This is a genomic window from Endobacter medicaginis (assembly GCF_014192375.1).
GTDB lineage: Bacteria > Pseudomonadota > Alphaproteobacteria > Acetobacterales > Acetobacteraceae > Endobacter > Endobacter medicaginis.
The window spans coordinates 1-16,036 of sequence record NZ_JACHXV010000021.1; the positions used below are offsets into that span (position 1 = coordinate 1).

Sequence of the window (16,036 nt, forward strand, 5' to 3'; positions counted from 1 at the left end):
CTGCTCTTCTGTGAACCGTGACTTCTTCATCCATCCGTCCCCCGTTGGGTCCGGACTCTAGCCATCCGTGGCAGAGTTTCAGGGGGTCACGTCACGCGCATTGTAGGCAGCAAGCTGCATTTGGACAGGGTAGGCCGGGTCGGTTGGTTGCAGGGTGGTCATCATCATCTCCAACAACAAAAAACCCCGCGACAGGTGTCGCGGGGCGCATCGTGCTTCCAGAAAAGGCGAGTAAGAGGCTAGGTCTAGCCGGCCCTCGCCTCAAATCTCACGCGCACAACGACATCGCCGCGAGTTACGCGGCGTCGGCGTCGGTCAGAGGAGGGAAAGGTCTGAAACACGGTCGGAACACTGTCGCTGCCCATGTCCACCGTCAAGCGCTCTGTCCGCCCGCCACCACCTGCGCCCATAGCGTCGTTGGCGTACACCCCACAGGGGCATCTGTCGCCCCGGCCTGCGACGCGTCCTTTCGAGGAAGCGACAGACCATTTGCTGACCGGTAATCAGCGGCGCGAACTCGTTTTTATTCCAGAACGGATCTGGTCATTCCGTTTCGGTGATCGACACCGACACGTCACCGACGCCCTCGACCGTGCCGATCAGCCGGTCGCCGGGCACGGTGGGACCCACGCCGGAGGGTGTTCCGGTGAAGATCAGATCGCCCGGGGCCAGCGCGACAAATCCCGACAGCGCGGCAACGATGTCCGGCACGCTCCAGATCATCTCCGACAGATCACCTCGCTGACGGATCTCGCCATTGCGGGTCAGGGTGATTGCACCCCGTGTGGGATGGCTACAGACCGAGACCGGCACGATGTCGCCGATCGGCGCTGAATGGTCGAAGGCCTTGGCCATGTCCCAGGGCTGGCCGGCTGCCTTGGCCTGTCCCTGGAGGTCGCGGCGGGTCATGTCGAGTCCGACCGCGTACCCGTAGATCAGCGCCTGAGCGTCCGCGGGTGCGATGTCGCGGCCGCCCCCCGAAAGTGCGACCACCAGCTCCACCTCGTAATGCAGGTCGGCGGTGCGCGGCGGGTAAGGCATCGGCGCGCCGGAAGTAACCACCGCATCGGCCGGCTTGGTGAAGAAGATCGGCGGCTGCTCCTTCGGATCGCCGCCGAGTTCGCGCACATGGTCGCCGTAGTTGCGCCCGACGCAGAACACCCGGCGCACCCCGAACAGGCCGCCGCCAACCACCGGGACGCCGACCACCGATGGCGGTTCCAGCACATAGCCACTCACGTCGATTTCTCCCGTTCGTCGGTCATCGCAGGCGCGAGCGGCGCCTCGACCGCCTCACGCATCGCCGCATCGATGCGGCTTTCGGAAAAGGAGTCATCGAGCAGGTCGAAGCCCGCCTGCGCGAGATCGAAGCAGCGCCCTTCGTCGTCGTAGAGGTCGACGATGAGGGCGGCGAGTTCGGCCGGGGTGCTGCCGACCAGGGCCGCCAGCGGCGCCGGCAGGTCGAGCCCCTCGGCGGCGGCCGGCGTCATCACGCAGGGAATGCCGCAGGCGAGACTGCTCAGCACCTTGCCCTTCACCCCCGCCCCGTAGCGCAGCGGTGCGACGCTCAGACGCGCTGCGGCGAGGGCCGCGTCGAGATCAGCGACATGTCCGCGGACCCGGACGCGCGGACCGGCCAGACGCAGCACCTCGGCAGGGGCATGCGAGCCGATCAGGTCGAGGGTGATGTCAGGGCGCGACTGCCACACCAGTGGCATGATGCTGCCGACCAGCCATTCCGCCGCATCCACGTTCGGCGGGTGCCGATAGCCGCCGACGAACACCAGCCCCGAACGCTGCCGCCATTGCGGCACCTCCGCCGCCCGCTCGACCGGCCAGGCGACCACGCTGACCGGCGTCTGGGTCTGCGCGGCGAGCAGGGCCGCCTCATGGGTCGAATGGGTGATCACGTGATCGGCCGCCGCCATGGTGGCGAGTTCGAGCCGGCGCAGGGCCGCGATCGAATCCCGCGTCCCCTCCCCCAGGCCCAGCTCGCGCTCGCGCTCGGCGCGCAGCGCGTGCAGATCGGCGAGGCCATAGACGATGCGCGCCTTCGGAAACCGCGCACGGACCATCGGCAGATAGGCGGAGGCGTTGCCCAGACGGTGCAGATAGATCAGGTCATAGGCGACCTGCGCGCTGCGGATCGCCTGCTCGACGGTGGGACAGAACGGCGCATACAGGCAGCGGATGCCGATGCGCTCGAGATCGGTGGTGTAGGGCTCGAGCCGGTCCATCTCGGCGCCGACCTGTGTGACCTGATAGCCGAGCCGTTGCAGCGCGCGCATATGCGCCACCGCGGCGACCGAGCCGGCATCCTGGTCGGGTGTCGGGATGCGGTCGTCGATGAACAGCGCGCGCCGGGTCACACCACGCTCGGCCTCGCGCTCTGGGGCGGTGGCGGTCGGCGCGTGGCTGGCCAGCACAGGGCGCCATTTGTCGAGGAAGCGGCGGTGGTTGATCTTCTGGAACCGCTTCATGCCGTCGCCCTCGACGTCGGTCCCGGCACTTGCCCCCTCGTGATGCAGCACGCTGGCGGCCGGCTGCACCACCACGCGATGGCCGGCCGCACGCACCTTGAAGCAGAGATCGGTATCCTCGTAATAGCCGGGCGCGAATTCCTCCGACAGGCCGCCGACCGCGTCGAACACGCTGCGCGGGATCATCAGCGCCGCGCCGGAGACGTAGTCCGCATCGCGCAGATGCCTGAAGCCCGGCGCCTCCGGATCGCCCCCCGGCCCCAGTTCCAGGCGTCGCCCAGCCGCCAGACGATGCCGCCAGCCTCGGCGAGTCGGCCGTCGGGCGACAACAGCCGCGCACCGACGATGCCGATCGACGGGTCGAGATCGAAGGTCCGCCGCAGTTCGCTCAGTGCGCCGGGCTGCAGTTCGGTATCGCTGTTGAGCAGCAGCAGCATCCGCCCGCGCGAGGCGCGCACGCCGGCGGTGACGGCGCCGACGAAGCCCTGCGCCTGCGCATGACGCAGGATGATCACGCCATCGAGCACCATAGCGGCGAACAGGGTCTCATCGCGCGAGCCGTCATCGACGAGAATGATCTCCACGCCACCCGGCCAGGCGAAGGCGTCACGACCCGATTGCTCGATGACCGTCTCGATCGCCCGATAGGCCAGATCGAACCTTCCATGTACGGGAATGACAACCGACAGTTCCGGCGACGCGACGGGGGCGATGCGCAGCGGCCGATGGCGCTCGATCACCGCCTGGATGGTCTCGTCGATCGCCTTCGACAGGCCGCCGAGACCGTCGAGATGGCGGTCGCGCCGCTGCTTCGCCTCGCCGATCCGGCCGAGATGCTGCTGCACGCGGTCGAACTGGCGCAGCAGCGACGTCGCCAGCGCGCGAGCCTCGTCCTCGCCGCGTGCGTGGTCGAGCAGGCGCGAGGTCGTCTCGGCCAGGGTCTGGTCGAGCGGCACCGGGTCGATGGCCGCCGCCGGATCGCGCAGCAGGGTCGGCGAACCGAGGATATGGCGATCGGAACCGGCAAGCGTGATTTCCAGCACCGCCGCCTGCCGGGGCGAGAGCGAACTCGGCACGCGGAAATAGAATCCGTGGCGGCCATTGCCGATGCCGGCGCCGACCAGGTCGCTGCGATAGATCTCGGCGCGAAGGGTGAACAGCGTCTCGCCGTCGAGGCGGATGTCGAGATCGACCGGGTCGTCGGGCGCGGTCGCATCCCACGCCCAACCCCAGCAGGTCTCCCAGCTTGCGAAATCCAGCGCGCCGGCGGGAATTTCCGCAGGCCTGGCTGCGTCCGACGCCGTGGTGTCCGTCGTCTCCGGCTGGGCGGGAGGGATCATGGCCTGCACATCCTGCTCCGGCAGATAGGGAACCCGCGCCGAGATGCGCAGCCTGACCTCGCGACAGGCCGGCAGCGTCGCACGGCCGCTCATCCAGCGGCTGCGGCTGCCTGCCGCCTCGAACGCATGCCAGCCGGCTCCGAGCGTGGCGTCGGCGATCGCATCGCGCCCGTCCAGCCGCAGCCTGTCGACCGCCACGCCCAGCGGGCGCAGGTCGTCGGCGCCAAACGCGTAGCCGCGACGCGACACCAGCGCGATCTCGGCGGCCCGTTCGGGAAGGTCGAACACCAGCAGGTCGTCGTCCTCGCGAGGATCGATGCGCACCCCGTCGGCGAGGATGTGCAGGTCGGGATCGTCGCTCAGCGCATGGCCGGCCAGCGCACGCTCCGCCTGCGCCTTGTAGGACAGGCTGGCCATGTAGGCATTGCGTCTGCGGACGTCGTACTCGGGATAGTCGAAGATGTTGAGCAGCGAGAGATGCCTGTGACGCACCTCGGTGCTGATGCCGCTGCGCCAGCCATGCTCGCGCAGGCGCTCGGTCATGTCGGAATCGGTGGCCGGGCCGATCACGCGCAGGGCGGCGGTACGCAGCAGCAGCAGCCGGCCGGCCGGGTTGTGCGGGAAAAACACCGGCTGGCCGGCTGCTTCGGCGACATCCTGCTCGCGCTCCGGGTCGGCCGCGTAGATCTGTGCGCGCAGGACCTGCTCGTCGGCCTCGGGCAGCAGCCGACGCGCGGTCTCGATGGAGACGAAATCGTCCTTGACGATCGCCGAGCCCAGCATCGCCAGACGATCGTCCGACCGCATCAGTTCCTCGAGACGGCCCAGCCAGCACGGGTAGGGGCCGGGTTCGATCACCACATCGGATTCGATATAGCCGACGAATGCATCGTCAGGCCCGAGCATCGCGGCGATGGTGCGCCACACCTGCGCGGGATCGTTGCTGTCGAGCCGGACGATGCGCTCGAACAGGCCGCGCCGGTCGAACCCGTCCAGCACCCGGCCGACCAGTGGATCGTCGGATGCGGCGTCGATGACGATGATGGAGACTGGTGAGCGCGTCAGCCGGTGCAGGCTGTCGAGACAGGCCCACAGGAACAGGGGCCGGTTGCGCGACAGCAGGAACAGTTTCACCCGTTTCGTTCCCCCGTCATCGTCCGGTCCACCCCGGTCGTTGCGGGAAGTATAGGCCGTTGCCGAGCGGTGGAAAGAGCCCCGGGGAGGCGACCTCAGAGCGCCGCGTCGAGGCCGATGTCGAACACCCTCGCACTGTGCGTCAGCCAGCCGGCGGAGATCAGGTCGACCCCCGACTCGGCGATCGCCGGCGCGGTCTCGGGGGTGATGCGCCCCGACGCCTCGGCAATGGCGCGGCCGCCGATCATCGCCACCGCCTCGCGCAGCATGTCGGGACCCATGTTGTCGAGCAGCACCGCATCGACGCCGACCGCCAGCACCTCGTCGAGCTGGGCGAGTGTGTCGACCTCGATCTCGATCTTCACCAAATGGCCGATCGCCGCCCGTGCCGCAGCGATCGCCGGCACCACGCCGCCGGCGATGGCGACGTGGTTGTCCTTGATCAGCACCGCATCATCGAGCCCGAAGCGGTGGTTCACCCCGCCCCCGCAGCGCACGGCGTATTTCTGCACCGTGCGCAGCCCGGGAACGGTCTTGCGGGTGTCGCACACCCGCGCCCTGGTATGGGCGATGGCACGGGCGATGGTGTGAGTCGCGGTGGCGACGCCGCTGAGCTGGCACAGGAAGTTCAGGGCGACGCGTTCCGCGGTCAGGATCGCACGCGCAGGACCGGTGACGCGCGCGATCAGATCGCCGGGAGCCACGACATGGCCGTCATCGCGCACCACCGTCATCACGATGTCGGGCGAGATGGCGGCGAAGGCCAGCCGGGCGAGATCCAGCCCGGCGATCACGCCGTGATCGCGCGCCCGCAGCACCAAGGCCGAGACCGTCGCGGCCGGAATGGTGGCATTGGAGGTGATGTCGCCTGCGCGGCCGAGATCCTCGACCAGTGCTGCCTCCACAAGGGGTGCGAGCAACAGGTCCGGCAGGCGCACCAGATTCGGCGCGGCGATCTCGTTCATCGGTATCTCAGACATGGAATTCGTCCTGATGCGACATGCGCTCGATGGTGATGTCGGCTCGCATGCGCTCGCGGGTGGTGTCGGCTCGCATGCGTTCGCGGGTGGTGTCGGCTCGCATGCGTTCGCGGGCCGCCTCCGTCAGGCTGGCAGCAGTCCACAGACGCCGCACCGGTACCGCCTCGCGATCGGGAAAATCGAGCCTGGTATGCGCCCCCCGGCTCTCGCAGCGGGCATAGGCGGAGACCGCGATGGCGAGGGCGACCAGCGAATCGTCGTTGCGCGCGGCATCACTGCGCAGCTGCGCCACCGCCGCAGCCAGCCCGTCGCCATCGCGAAGCACGCCGCAGCGCACCGAGAGGATGCGTCGCACCTCGTCGCGACGCGTCGGACAGAACGCCATCGGCTCGGCCGGCTCGGCACGCACCGAGCTTGCGCCCCCCGGACCCACGGAGGCGATCGTGTGCGCCACACGGCGCGCTGTGCTGGCCGCCTCCAGCAGCGAGTTGCTGGCCAGGCGGTTCGCACCATGCAGCCCGGTGCAGGCGACCTCGCCACAGGCCCACAGGCCTGGGACCGTGCTGCGCCCGTCCGCATCCACGGCGATGCCGCCCATGTGGTAATGCGCCGCCGGGCGCACCGGGATCGGCTCGATGCGCGGATCGATGCCATGCGCGGCACAGATCGCGGAGACGCCTGGGAAACGCCCGCCGAAATCGGCGATGCCGGTGGCATCCAGCAGGGTGCGATGGCCGGTCTGGCGATGCCCGTAGACCGCGCGGGCGACCACGTCGCGCGGGGCGAGCGGATCGGTGAAGGCGGCGCCGGTCTCGTCCACCAGCCGCGCGCCCGCGCCGCGAACCGCCTCGCTGACCAGCGGCACCTGCCCCGCAGTACCCGTATCGAGCGCGGTCGGATGGAATTGCACGAACGCCATGTCGCGCAAGCCCGCCCCGGCGCGCAGGGCGAGCGCGATGCCGCTGCCGACGGCACCCGCGGGGTTGGTGGTGGCATCGTACAGCCCGCCCAGCCCGCCGGTGGCCAGCACCACCGCATCGGCCGGAACGTAGGCGTCGTCGATCCAGGCGCCGCAGAGACGCCCGTCGCGCACCGAGAGCTGGCGCAGCGTCGCGCCCTCGCGCAGCGTGATGTGAGCGGCGGCACGCACCGAGGCGGCCAGCGTACGGCAAATCTCCGCCCCCGTAGCGTCACCGCCGGCATGCACGATGCGATGCCGCGAATGGGCAGCCTCGAGCCCGAGACGCAGCCGGCCGTCGGCGTCGCGATCGAAGCGCACGCCCCGCGCTTCCAGCGCCTCGATCACCGCCGGTCCGTCGCCGACGATGCGCGCCACCGCCTCGGCGTCGCACAACCCGTCGCCGGCGGCGAGCGTGTCGGCGACGTGGCTCTCGATGCTGTCATCCGGCCCGACCGCGGCCGCGATGCCACCTTGCGCCCAGGGGGTGCTGGCCTCCTGGCCAAGCGGCGCGCGGGTGACCAGCAGGCAGGGCAGCGGGGCGAGTTCGAGCGCGCACAGCATGCCTGCGAGCCCGCTTCCAACGACGATGATCATGTCCAAGCGACCTTTGTTGGATCAGACCGCCAGCATGCGCTCCACAGACCGACGCGCGGCGAAGGCGACGGACGGGTCGATCTCCACCGGCTCGCTCATCGTCTCCAGTGCATGACGGATCGCGCCGAGCGTGATGCGCTTCATGTGCGGGCAGAGATTGCAGGGACGGACGAACTCGACCTTCGGGTGCTGGACGGCGAGGTTGTCGCTCATCGAGCATTCGGTGATCAGCACCACACGCTGCGGCTGACGCTCGGCGACGAACTCCGACATCCGCGCGGTGGACCCGGCGAAATCCGACGCCGCGACCACTTCGGGCGGGCATTCGGGATGCGACAGCACCACCACGCCGGGATGGGCGGCGCGCAGGGCGGCGATGTCGGCGGGTGTGAAGCGCTCATGCACCTCGCAATGGCCGTGCCAGGCGAGGATCTCGACATCGGTCTCGGCGGCGACGTTGCGGGCGAGGAACTCGTCGGGGATCATCAACACGCGCGGCACGCCGAGACTCTCGACCACCTTCCTCGCGTTGCCGGAAGTGCAGCAGATGTCGCTCTCGGCCTTCACCGCGGCCGACGTGTTGACGTAGGTCACGATCGGCACGCCGGGAAAGCGCTCGCGCAGCAGGCGGACATCGGCAGGGGTGATCGAGTCCGCCAGCGAGCATCCTGCCCGCGCATCGGGAATCAGCACCGTCTTCGATGGGTTCATCAGCTTCGCGGTCTCGGCCATGAAATGCACGCCGGCCATGACGATGACGTCGGCATCGACCTCCTGCGCCTCGCGGGCCAGGGCGAGACTGTCGCCGACGATGTCGGACACGCAGTGGAAGATCTCCGGCGTCTGGTAGTTGTGCGCCAGGATCACCGCGTTGCGCTGCTTCTTGAGCTCGATGATGGCGCGGATGTCGTCGGCGAACCCGGCCCACTCCATCGGCGGCACCACCCGGCGCACACGGTCGTAGAGACGCTCGAGCCCCTGATCCGCATCCCGCACGCCGCGGTCCAGCATCAACGTGTCCATCGCTTACTCCTTTATGCTCAACTTGAGCATAAGTGGGGCAAAAGAAACGGCGCGGTCGCGCCTTGTCACGGACACGTAGCACCAGCCGCCGCGACGTCAAGAGCGTCGGCGACTGCGATGTCGCGTCAGCGGGGCAGTTTGGTGCCCACCACGGCCCTGTCGCGCATCACATCTCCGCGAAACCGGTACAGCCGGGCCGGACGGCCGGTGCCCGCGCTCATCTGGCCGGTCTCCTCGACCAGCTCCTGCGCTGCGATCAGTCGGCGGAAATTCTGCTTGTGCACCAGCCGCCCGGCAATCGCCTCCACGCTCTGCTGAAGGTGCAGCAGGGTAAAGCTGTCGGGCAGCATCTCGAACACCACGGGATGATACTGGATCTTGGCGCGCAGCCGGGCGATGCCGGTGGCGAGGATGCGGCGATGATCGTGCCACATCGCGGTGCCGGTCTCGGCCAGGGGCGCGGGGTGGCCGGCCTCGGCGATCAGGCCGGCCTCGAACAGAAGTTCGTAACGTTGCAGCACCCATTCCGGGTGCCACGGCACGCCATCACGACCGAACAGCGCGCGCGCACGCTGCCGACGCGCCCGCACCGGGCCACACCAGCGTTCGAGCGCGTCCAGCAACACCTCGGACGCCGCCCGGCCCGTGGCGGAGCGATGGTCCTCCCAGGGGAAGGCGGCATACCAGCCGCGCCAGCCGGGCAGCGGGGTGGTGCCGATGCGGGTCAGCGCGAGGTAGCTGATCGACACGGCGCGCGGCCCGCCCTCGCCGCGGTCGGCGAAGGTGTAGAGCTGCTCGATATGACCAAGCGGGTGGCGGGTCTGGCGCTCGACCCAGCTCCGCACGCCGGCCTGAAGCGAGCGGTGGCCGGGCTCCATCGGCCCGGAGGGCAGCGCGCGCAGGGCGCTGGGTGGCTCGCTATCGACGCTGAGCACGACCGGGTTGGCGCCATCGACCGCGGCGAGCACGGCGACGAGTTCCGCCGCCGGCATCCGCTCGACGGTCGTGTCGGAACCTTTGTCGCTGCCCGGCATATGACGCAGAATATAGGTTCGTCGGCCACGCGTCTCTGCTATGACCGCTGCGTGTTACGTTTTGTATCACAACCCGTCCAGGAGGCACCATGACCCAAGACGCGACGTCCGCGCCCCAGAGCATTCTGCAGCTCCTGCAGGGCGTGAAGACCTTTTCCACCACCGTGTTCCACGAGAACAAGGAGCTCTTCGCCGGCCTTGCGAGTTCGCAGAGCCCGCACACGCTGTTCATCACCTGCGCCGACAGCCGTGTCAGCCCCGAGATGATCACCCAGTCCGAGCCGGGCGACCTGTTCGTGCTGCGCAACATCGGTAACATCGTACCGGGCTACGGCGAGATGCTCGGCGGCGTGTCGTCGGCGATCGAGTATGCGGTCAGCGCGCTCGGCGTGAAGCAGATCATCATCTGCGGCCATTCGGACTGCGGCGCGATGAAGGCGCTGCTCGATCCGGGCAAGTACAAGGTCGAGACGATGCCCACCGTGGCGAGCTGGCTGCGCAACGCGCAGACCGCGCGCGCGGTCGCCGAGGCGGTCGGGCCGAACGAGCCGAACGAGCGCGTCCAGCATGCGACGGAACAGAACGTGCTGTTGCAGCTCGCGCATCTGCGCACCCACCCGGCGGTGGCGGCGAAGCTCGCGACCGGGAAGCTGGTGGTGCAGGGCTGGTTCTATCACATCCCCACCGGCACCATCACCGTGTTCGACGAGAACACCCAGGAGGCGATGCCTCTCGACAAGGCGATCGCACGCTTCCAGGAGCGGGTCGCCGAAACGGTGTGATGGCGTTACGATCCGGCGGATGCTCTGCCGGATCGTCCTCGCCCTGCTGTGGTTGCTGCCGGTCGCGCCGGCAGCTGCGGCTGGGCTGAAGCTCTCCACCTGGAACCTCGAATGGCTGACGGAGCGCCCGGCGGGCGATCCGTCATTGCCCGATGACGTCAGCCCGAAATCCCGAGCCGGCCTCGCGCGGCTCGCCGCCTACGCGCGGCGGCTGGATGCGGATGCCGTGGGGATCGAGGAGGTGGACGGTGCCGCGATGGCCGGACGCGTCTTTCCGGCCGACGCCTATACGGTGCTGCTGACGGACGACGCCGTCGTCCAGCGGGTCGGGCTGGCACTGCGCAGGGGGATCGCGTTCACCCGCCACCCCGATCTGGTCGCCCTCGACGTCTCGCCGCCCGACGATCCGCACCGGCTCCGGCGCGGACTCGACGTGACGATCGGCGACGGACCTGACGAGATCCGCGTGCTGGTGGTGCATCTCAAGAGCGGCTGTTGGGACAGTCCACTCAACGACCGGCTGCGTGCCGCCTGCCCGATGCTGGCCGCGCAGATACCGGTGATCGAGCGCTGGATCGCCGACCGACAGCGCGAGGGCGACGCCTTCGCGATCCTCGGCGACTTCAACCGCCGGATGAATGCCGGCGATCCATTCTACGCAGCACTCGCCTCGGCCGCGCCGCTCACCCGGACCACCGCCGGGCGCGCCAGCCCCTGCTGGGGCGGCGAGGATTTCATCGACCACATCCTGCTCGGCGGCCCGGCGCGCGACTGGCTGGTGCCTGGCAGCCTGCGGGTCCTCGTCTATGACGAGCACGATCCGGCGATGCAGGCAGTGATTTCAGACCACTGCCCGGTGTCGGTGCGGCTCGACCTGCCCTGACGGTACGCCAGGCCGAACCCAGGCCTCAGAAGCTGTTGTCGTCCCATCCGCCGCCATCGAAGGTGCCACCGGTATCGAAGCTGCCCGTATCGGCGGGTGCGTTGTCGAAACCGCCGCCCTGGTCGTAGGCGTCGGCACCCGTGCCGGCACCGCCCCAGGGGTCGCCACCAGCACCGCCGGCGGCAGCGTCGCCGTAATTATTGTTGATGATCGTCTCGCCGCCACCATATTCGCCGCCGAAGCCCCCGCCGTGATGGCCTTCGAACAGGTCCATGATCGCGTTGCCGGCCACCATGCCGCCGGCGACACCGGCCGCGGTGGTCAGCGCGGACCCAAGGAAACCACTACCGCGCTGCTGGAACATCCCCGGGTTATAGCCCGGTGGATAAGCCTGCTGGGGTGGTTGCTGGTAACCCTGCTGGGGGTAGCCCTGCTGCGGATAGCCCTGTGGGCCGTAATTCGGAGGCGGTTGCTGGGCGCGGCTGCCGCCGCCGAACAGGCCACCGAACAGGCCACCACTGCGCTGTTGCGGCTGCGCGGCGGCCTGGGCACGAGCCTGCTGGAGCTCGTATTCCAGTCGTCGGATGCGGTTCTGCGCCTCGGCAAGGGCCGCTTCCTGCACCACCGCGGTCTGGGTGATGCGGTAGGGCGCCTCCGGGTAGCGCTGGAAGTTCTCCTTGATGAAAGCATCGGCCTCCGGGTCGATCGGCGGCAGCGCGGGGGCGGTGGTGGCGGGCACGGAGGCACCCCACGCGCCACCCGATGCGGCGGGCTGCGACTGGCCGCTGACGCGGGCGACGAAGCGGGCGATGAGATCGCGTTCTTCCTGGTTCATCGGTCTGTCCCGATTGCTCCATAGGTGAAGGAGATAGCATGGGCCAAACGAGACGCCGCGCAAAGCGTTCCACGACCCGCATGGCTGCACGAGCGCGCCAAGGTCTTGCGCGCGCGGGCTTTTTGCGCTGGATCAGCGTGAAACTTGCGCAATCCCGCCTCCGAGAGCCCCGATCCAGACGATGACCGCCCCTCCCCCGAGCTTCCAGGAGCTGATCCTGCGGCTGCACAGTTTCTGGTCGGCGCAGGGCTGCGCGATCCTGCAGCCCTATGACACGGAGATGGGCGCGGGCACGCTGCATCCGGCAACCGCACTGCGCGCGCTCGGACCCAAGCCGTGGCGGGCGGCCTATGTGCAGCCCTCGCGCCGGCCGTCGGACGGGCGCTACGGCGAGAATCCGAACCGCCTGCAGCACTATTACCAGTATCAGGTGCTGCTGAAGCCGACGCCGGAAGAGAGCCAGAGCCTGCTGCTCGATTCCTATCGCGCGATCGGCATCGACCCGCTCGAACACGATATCCGCTTCGTCGAGGACGATTGGGAGAACCCGACCATCGGCGCGTGGGGCCTGGGCTGGGAGGTGTGGTGCGACGGCATGGAGGTCACGCAGTTCACCTATTTCCAGCAGGTGGGCGGCATCCCCACCGTGCTGCCCTCGACCGAGCTCACCTATGGGCTCGAACGGCTGGCGATGTATGTGCAGGGCGTCGAGAACGTCTACGACCTCGATTTCAACGGGCGTGGCCTCACCTATGGCGACGTGTTCCTGCGCGCCGAACGGGATTATTCGAGGCACAATTTCGAGCTGTCGGATGCCGAAACCCTGCACCGGCAGTTCATCGACGCCGAGCGGCTGTGCAACGCGCTGGTCAAGGAGGGCGTCGCCCAGCCGGCCTATGACCAGTGCCTCAAGGCGTCGCATCTGTTCAACCTGCTGGATGCACGCGGCGTGATCAGCGTCAACGAGCGCGCCGCCTATATCGGGCGGGTGCGCAATCTGGCCCGCGCCTGCTGCGAAGCCTGGCTGGCGGGGGAGTGAGTGCGATGAGCCAGACCCTGCCCTTCCTGCTCGAACTGTTCAGCGAGGAAATCCCCTCGCGCATGCAGGCGCGTGCGGCCGCCGATCTCGCGCGGCTGTTTGCAGAGACGGCGGCCCCGCTTGCGCCGGTCGGGATCACGACGTTCTTCGGTCCGCGCCGGATCGCGCTGACGGCGCGACTGGCCCCACGCACCGAGGCGCAGTCGAGCATCGAGCGCGGCCCGCGCGAGACCGCGCCCGAGCAGGCGCTGGCCGGATTCCTGCGCAAGCACGCGGTCGCGAAGGACGCGCTGCGGATCGAGAACGGGTTCTGGGTGCTGGAGAAATCGGCCCCTGCCCGCGCAGCGACGGAGCTGCTGGCCGAGACCCTTCCGGCGCTGCTGTGGAGGTTTCCGTGGCCGAAATCGATGCGTTGGGGCGGCACCTCCGCCTTCGCCTGGGTGCGGCCGCTGCGCCATGTGCTGTGCCTGCTGGACGGGTCGGTGGTGCCGTTCGCGCTCGCCTTGGGAAGCGATGATGACGGGCACGGGCTGGCGAGCGGCGACCTCACCGAAGGCCATCGCTTCCTCGCCCCCGGCACGTTCGCGGTCGATTCGATCGAGGGCTGGCGCGAAGGCCTGGCCGCACGCAAGGTGATCGTCGACCCCGCCGAGCGCCGGGCGATGGTGGCCGGGGGCGTGGCGAAGGTCGCGCGCGAGGCCGGGCTCGACGTGGTCGAGGACGAAGGCCTGGTCGACGAGGTCAACGGGCTGGTCGAGTATCCGGTGGCGATGCTCGGCCGGATCGACGACCGCTTCATGGACCTGCCGGCCGAGGTGATGCAGGTGTCGATGCGCGTCAACCAGCGCTACTTCGCGCTGCGCAGGGCCGATGGAAAGGCGGCGCCGCATTTCGCCTTTGTCGCCAACATTGCGCCACGCGACGGCGACAACCGCCTGATCGTCGCCGGCAACGAGCGCGTGCTGCGCGCCCGCTTCTCCGATGCGCGGCATTTCTGGGATCTGGACCGGGCGGTGCCGCTCGCGGACCGGGTCGAGGCGCTGGGGCGGGTGACGTTTCACGCCAAGCTCGGCAGCCAGCTCGAACGCGCACACCGGCTGGCCGCCCTCGCCGGTGATCTCGCCCCCCTTGTGGGCGCGGACGTCGCTCAGGCGACGCGGGCCGGGCTGCTGGCGAAGGCGGACCTGTCCACCAGCATGGTCGGCGAGTTCCCCGAGCTGCAAGGGGTGATGGGCGGATATTACGCGCGTCACGACGGCGAGGCGGAGGCGGTGGCCGAGGCGATCGGCAGCCACTACCAGCCGCGCGGGCCGTCCGACCCGGTGCCGGCCGCACCCGTGGCGATCGCGGTCGCGCTTGCCGACAAGCTCGACACGCTGGCGGCGTTCTTCGCCGCCGGGGAGAAGCCGACCGGTTCGGGCGATCCGTATGCGCTGCGCCGGGCAGCGCTCGGCGTGCTGCGCATCATCCGCGAGAACGGGTTGTCGCTGCCGCTGTCGCGGCTCATCGGGCTGGCGGCGTCGCATCTGCCAGCTGGGCTTGCGGGCTCGGCGACGCTGGCCGAACTGCCCGGCTTCCTCACCGAACGGCTGCGCGTGGCGCTACGTGGCGAGGGACGGCGGCATGACACGCTGGCGGCCGTGCTCGGCGCGGGCGAGGCCGACGATGTGGTCGATCTGCTGGCACGTCTGGAGGCGCTGGAAGCGCTGCTTGGCACCGAGGATGGCGCCAACGTGCTGGCGGCGGCGAAGCGTGCGGCCAACATCCTGCGCATCGAGGCGAAGAAGGACGGTCCGTTCGACGGCGCTGTCGATCCGGCGCTGTTCGGTCTCGAGGCCGAGCAGGCGCTGGATGCGGCGCTGACGCGTGTCGCACCCGAGCTGGCGACGGCGCGGAGCTCCGGCGATCATGTGCGGGCGATGACTGTGCTTGCGTCGCTGCGGGGTCCACTGGATGCGTTCTTCGTCGATGTGATTGTCAACGCCGACGACCCTGCCCTGCGCCTGAACCGCCTGCGCCTTCTGCACCGCCTCGATATGACGATGCAGAAAACGGCCGACTTCTCGCAGATCACCTCATGATCGAATGGAGGTGCAGGAGGCTCAGCCTCCTGCCGGGGCCCGGGGCAGCGCCCCGGACAGCGCCTCGAACGCCTCGGCATGTGTCCGCTCGAACCGCATCGGCGTCACCGACACATACCCTGCCCTGACCGCCTCGACCTCGCTGCCCGGCAGGTCGGCGCGGCTGCGATCGCGGCGGAAATTGAGCCAGTGATAGGCACGGCCGCGCGGATCTTGTCGCGCATCGACCAGCACCTGGTCGATCAGCCCCTGGCCCTGGGTGGTGATCTGGAGCGACTTCGCCTCTGCCGCCGGGCAGTCGGGAAAATTGACGTTGAGGCAGGCATCCTTCGGCCAGCCGCGGGCGAGCAGCTCGCGGATCACGGCCGCACCGTGGGTGCGTGCGCAGTCCCAGTGCACCGGGTTGGGACCGGAGAAGACCTGGCTGAGCGCGATGGCGGGGGCGTCGAGCAGCATCGCGGTCATCGCCGCACCGACGGTGCCGGAAAACACCGTCTCGACACCGAGATTCGCCCCCCGATTGACCCCGGAGAGCACGAGATCGGGGGGTGTGTCGGCGAGGATGTGGGCAAGGCCGATGGCCGCACAGTCGCCAGGCGTGCCGTCGACGCAGAAGCGTCGTTCGCCGAGTTTCATGCTGCGCAACGGGTCATGCAGGCTGAGCGAGTGCGAGGTGCCGCTCTGGTCGGTTCCGGGCGCGACGATCCAGACCTCGTCGGCGATCTGGTCGGCGATCTCGGCGAGCACGGCGAGACCGGGCGCGGCGATGCCGTCATCGTTGGTGAGCAGCACACGGCGCAGTCGGGTCATCGCTTGGGTCCATTCAACGCAAAACGGCGCCGGGATCACTCCCGGCGCCGCAGATTGCCC

Annotated in this window: 13 protein-coding genes; 4 read left to right on the forward strand and 9 right to left on the reverse strand. The window is 69.1% G+C overall.

The genetic code is table 11. The annotated features are described in order from the left end of the window. Positions 1 to 543: 543 nt before the first annotated feature. From FHR90_RS15050 to FHR90_RS15080, 7 genes are all read right to left on the reverse strand, one after another. Positions 544 to 1,239, reverse strand: a complete 696-nt coding sequence (locus FHR90_RS15050) for a fumarylacetoacetate hydrolase family protein (RefSeq protein ID WP_176625002.1) — start codon at positions 1,237 to 1,239, stop codon at positions 544 to 546. Next, a complete protein-coding gene (locus FHR90_RS15055; protein ID WP_176625000.1) occupies positions 1,236 to 2,666 on the reverse strand; it encodes a glycosyltransferase in 1,431 nt (476 codons plus the stop codon). The genes FHR90_RS15050 and FHR90_RS15055 overlap by 4 nt, the downstream gene beginning before the upstream one ends. Further along, a complete protein-coding gene (locus FHR90_RS15060) occupies positions 2,666 to 4,954 on the reverse strand; it encodes a glycosyltransferase (protein ID WP_183275492.1) in 2,289 nt (762 codons plus the stop codon). The genes FHR90_RS15055 and FHR90_RS15060 overlap by 1 nt, the downstream gene beginning before the upstream one ends. A gap of 95 nt (positions 4,955 to 5,049) precedes the next feature. Then, positions 5,050 to 5,934 (reverse strand): carboxylating nicotinate-nucleotide diphosphorylase, encoded by an 885-nt coding sequence (gene nadC, locus FHR90_RS15065; RefSeq protein ID WP_246330307.1) that lies wholly within the window; start codon positions 5,932 to 5,934, stop codon positions 5,050 to 5,052. Next, on the reverse strand, positions 5,927 to 7,489 hold the full coding sequence (locus FHR90_RS15070; protein WP_183275493.1) for an L-aspartate oxidase: 1,563 nt from the start codon (positions 7,487 to 7,489) through the stop codon (positions 5,927 to 5,929). Before FHR90_RS15070 ends, nadC begins: the two co-directional genes overlap by 8 nt. A 21-nt stretch (positions 7,490 to 7,510) precedes the next feature. Continuing rightward, positions 7,511 to 8,512: a quinolinate synthase NadA gene (nadA, locus tag FHR90_RS15075; protein ID WP_246330308.1), complete on the reverse strand. Its 1,002-nt coding sequence runs from the start codon at positions 8,510 to 8,512 to the stop codon at positions 7,511 to 7,513. A 125-nt stretch (positions 8,513 to 8,637) separates the two neighbouring features. Continuing rightward, a complete protein-coding gene (locus FHR90_RS15080; RefSeq protein ID WP_176623580.1) occupies positions 8,638 to 9,546 on the reverse strand; it encodes an NUDIX hydrolase in 909 nt (302 codons plus the stop codon). An 89-nt stretch (positions 9,547 to 9,635) separates the two neighbouring features. Here FHR90_RS15080 and FHR90_RS15085 point away from each other — a divergent pair, with 89 nt between their 5' ends. Together FHR90_RS15085 and FHR90_RS15090 are read left to right on the forward strand one after the other, a co-directional pair. After that, complete coding sequence (locus FHR90_RS15085) at positions 9,636 to 10,328, forward strand: carbonic anhydrase (protein WP_176623578.1); 693 nt, start codon at positions 9,636 to 9,638, stop codon at positions 10,326 to 10,328. A 19-nt stretch (positions 10,329 to 10,347) separates the two neighbouring features. Further along, a complete protein-coding gene (locus FHR90_RS15090; RefSeq protein WP_176623576.1) occupies positions 10,348 to 11,211 on the forward strand; it encodes an endonuclease/exonuclease/phosphatase family protein in 864 nt (287 codons plus the stop codon). A 25-nt stretch (positions 11,212 to 11,236) separates the two neighbouring features. Here the strand turns inward: FHR90_RS15090 and FHR90_RS15095 are convergent, their stop codons facing one another. Then, on the reverse strand, positions 11,237 to 12,046 hold the full coding sequence (locus tag FHR90_RS15095) for a DUF2076 domain-containing protein (RefSeq protein ID WP_176623574.1): 810 nt from the start codon (positions 12,044 to 12,046) through the stop codon (positions 11,237 to 11,239). A 181-nt stretch (positions 12,047 to 12,227) separates the two neighbouring features. Between FHR90_RS15095 and FHR90_RS15100 the strand changes: the two genes are divergently transcribed. Together FHR90_RS15100 and glyS are read left to right on the forward strand one after the other, a co-directional pair. Continuing rightward, positions 12,228 to 13,085 carry a glycine--tRNA ligase subunit alpha gene (locus tag FHR90_RS15100; protein ID WP_176623572.1) on the forward strand — a complete coding sequence of 286 codons (858 nt, stop codon included), beginning with the start codon at positions 12,228 to 12,230 and terminating at the stop codon, positions 13,083 to 13,085. A 5-nt stretch (positions 13,086 to 13,090) separates the two neighbouring features. Continuing rightward, the gene (gene glyS, locus FHR90_RS15105; protein WP_408871439.1) at positions 13,091 to 15,166 is read left to right on the forward strand and encodes a glycine--tRNA ligase subunit beta; all 2,076 of its coding nucleotides are present in this window, start codon (positions 13,091 to 13,093) and stop codon (positions 15,164 to 15,166) included. A gap of 21 nt (positions 15,167 to 15,187) precedes the next feature. On the opposite strand, the gene surE is transcribed toward glyS, so the two are convergent. Continuing rightward, entirely contained in the window at positions 15,188 to 15,976 is a 789-nt protein-coding gene (surE, locus tag FHR90_RS15110) for a 5'/3'-nucleotidase SurE (protein WP_176624325.1), read from the reverse strand. Between the last annotated feature and the right edge of the window lie 60 nt (positions 15,977 to 16,036).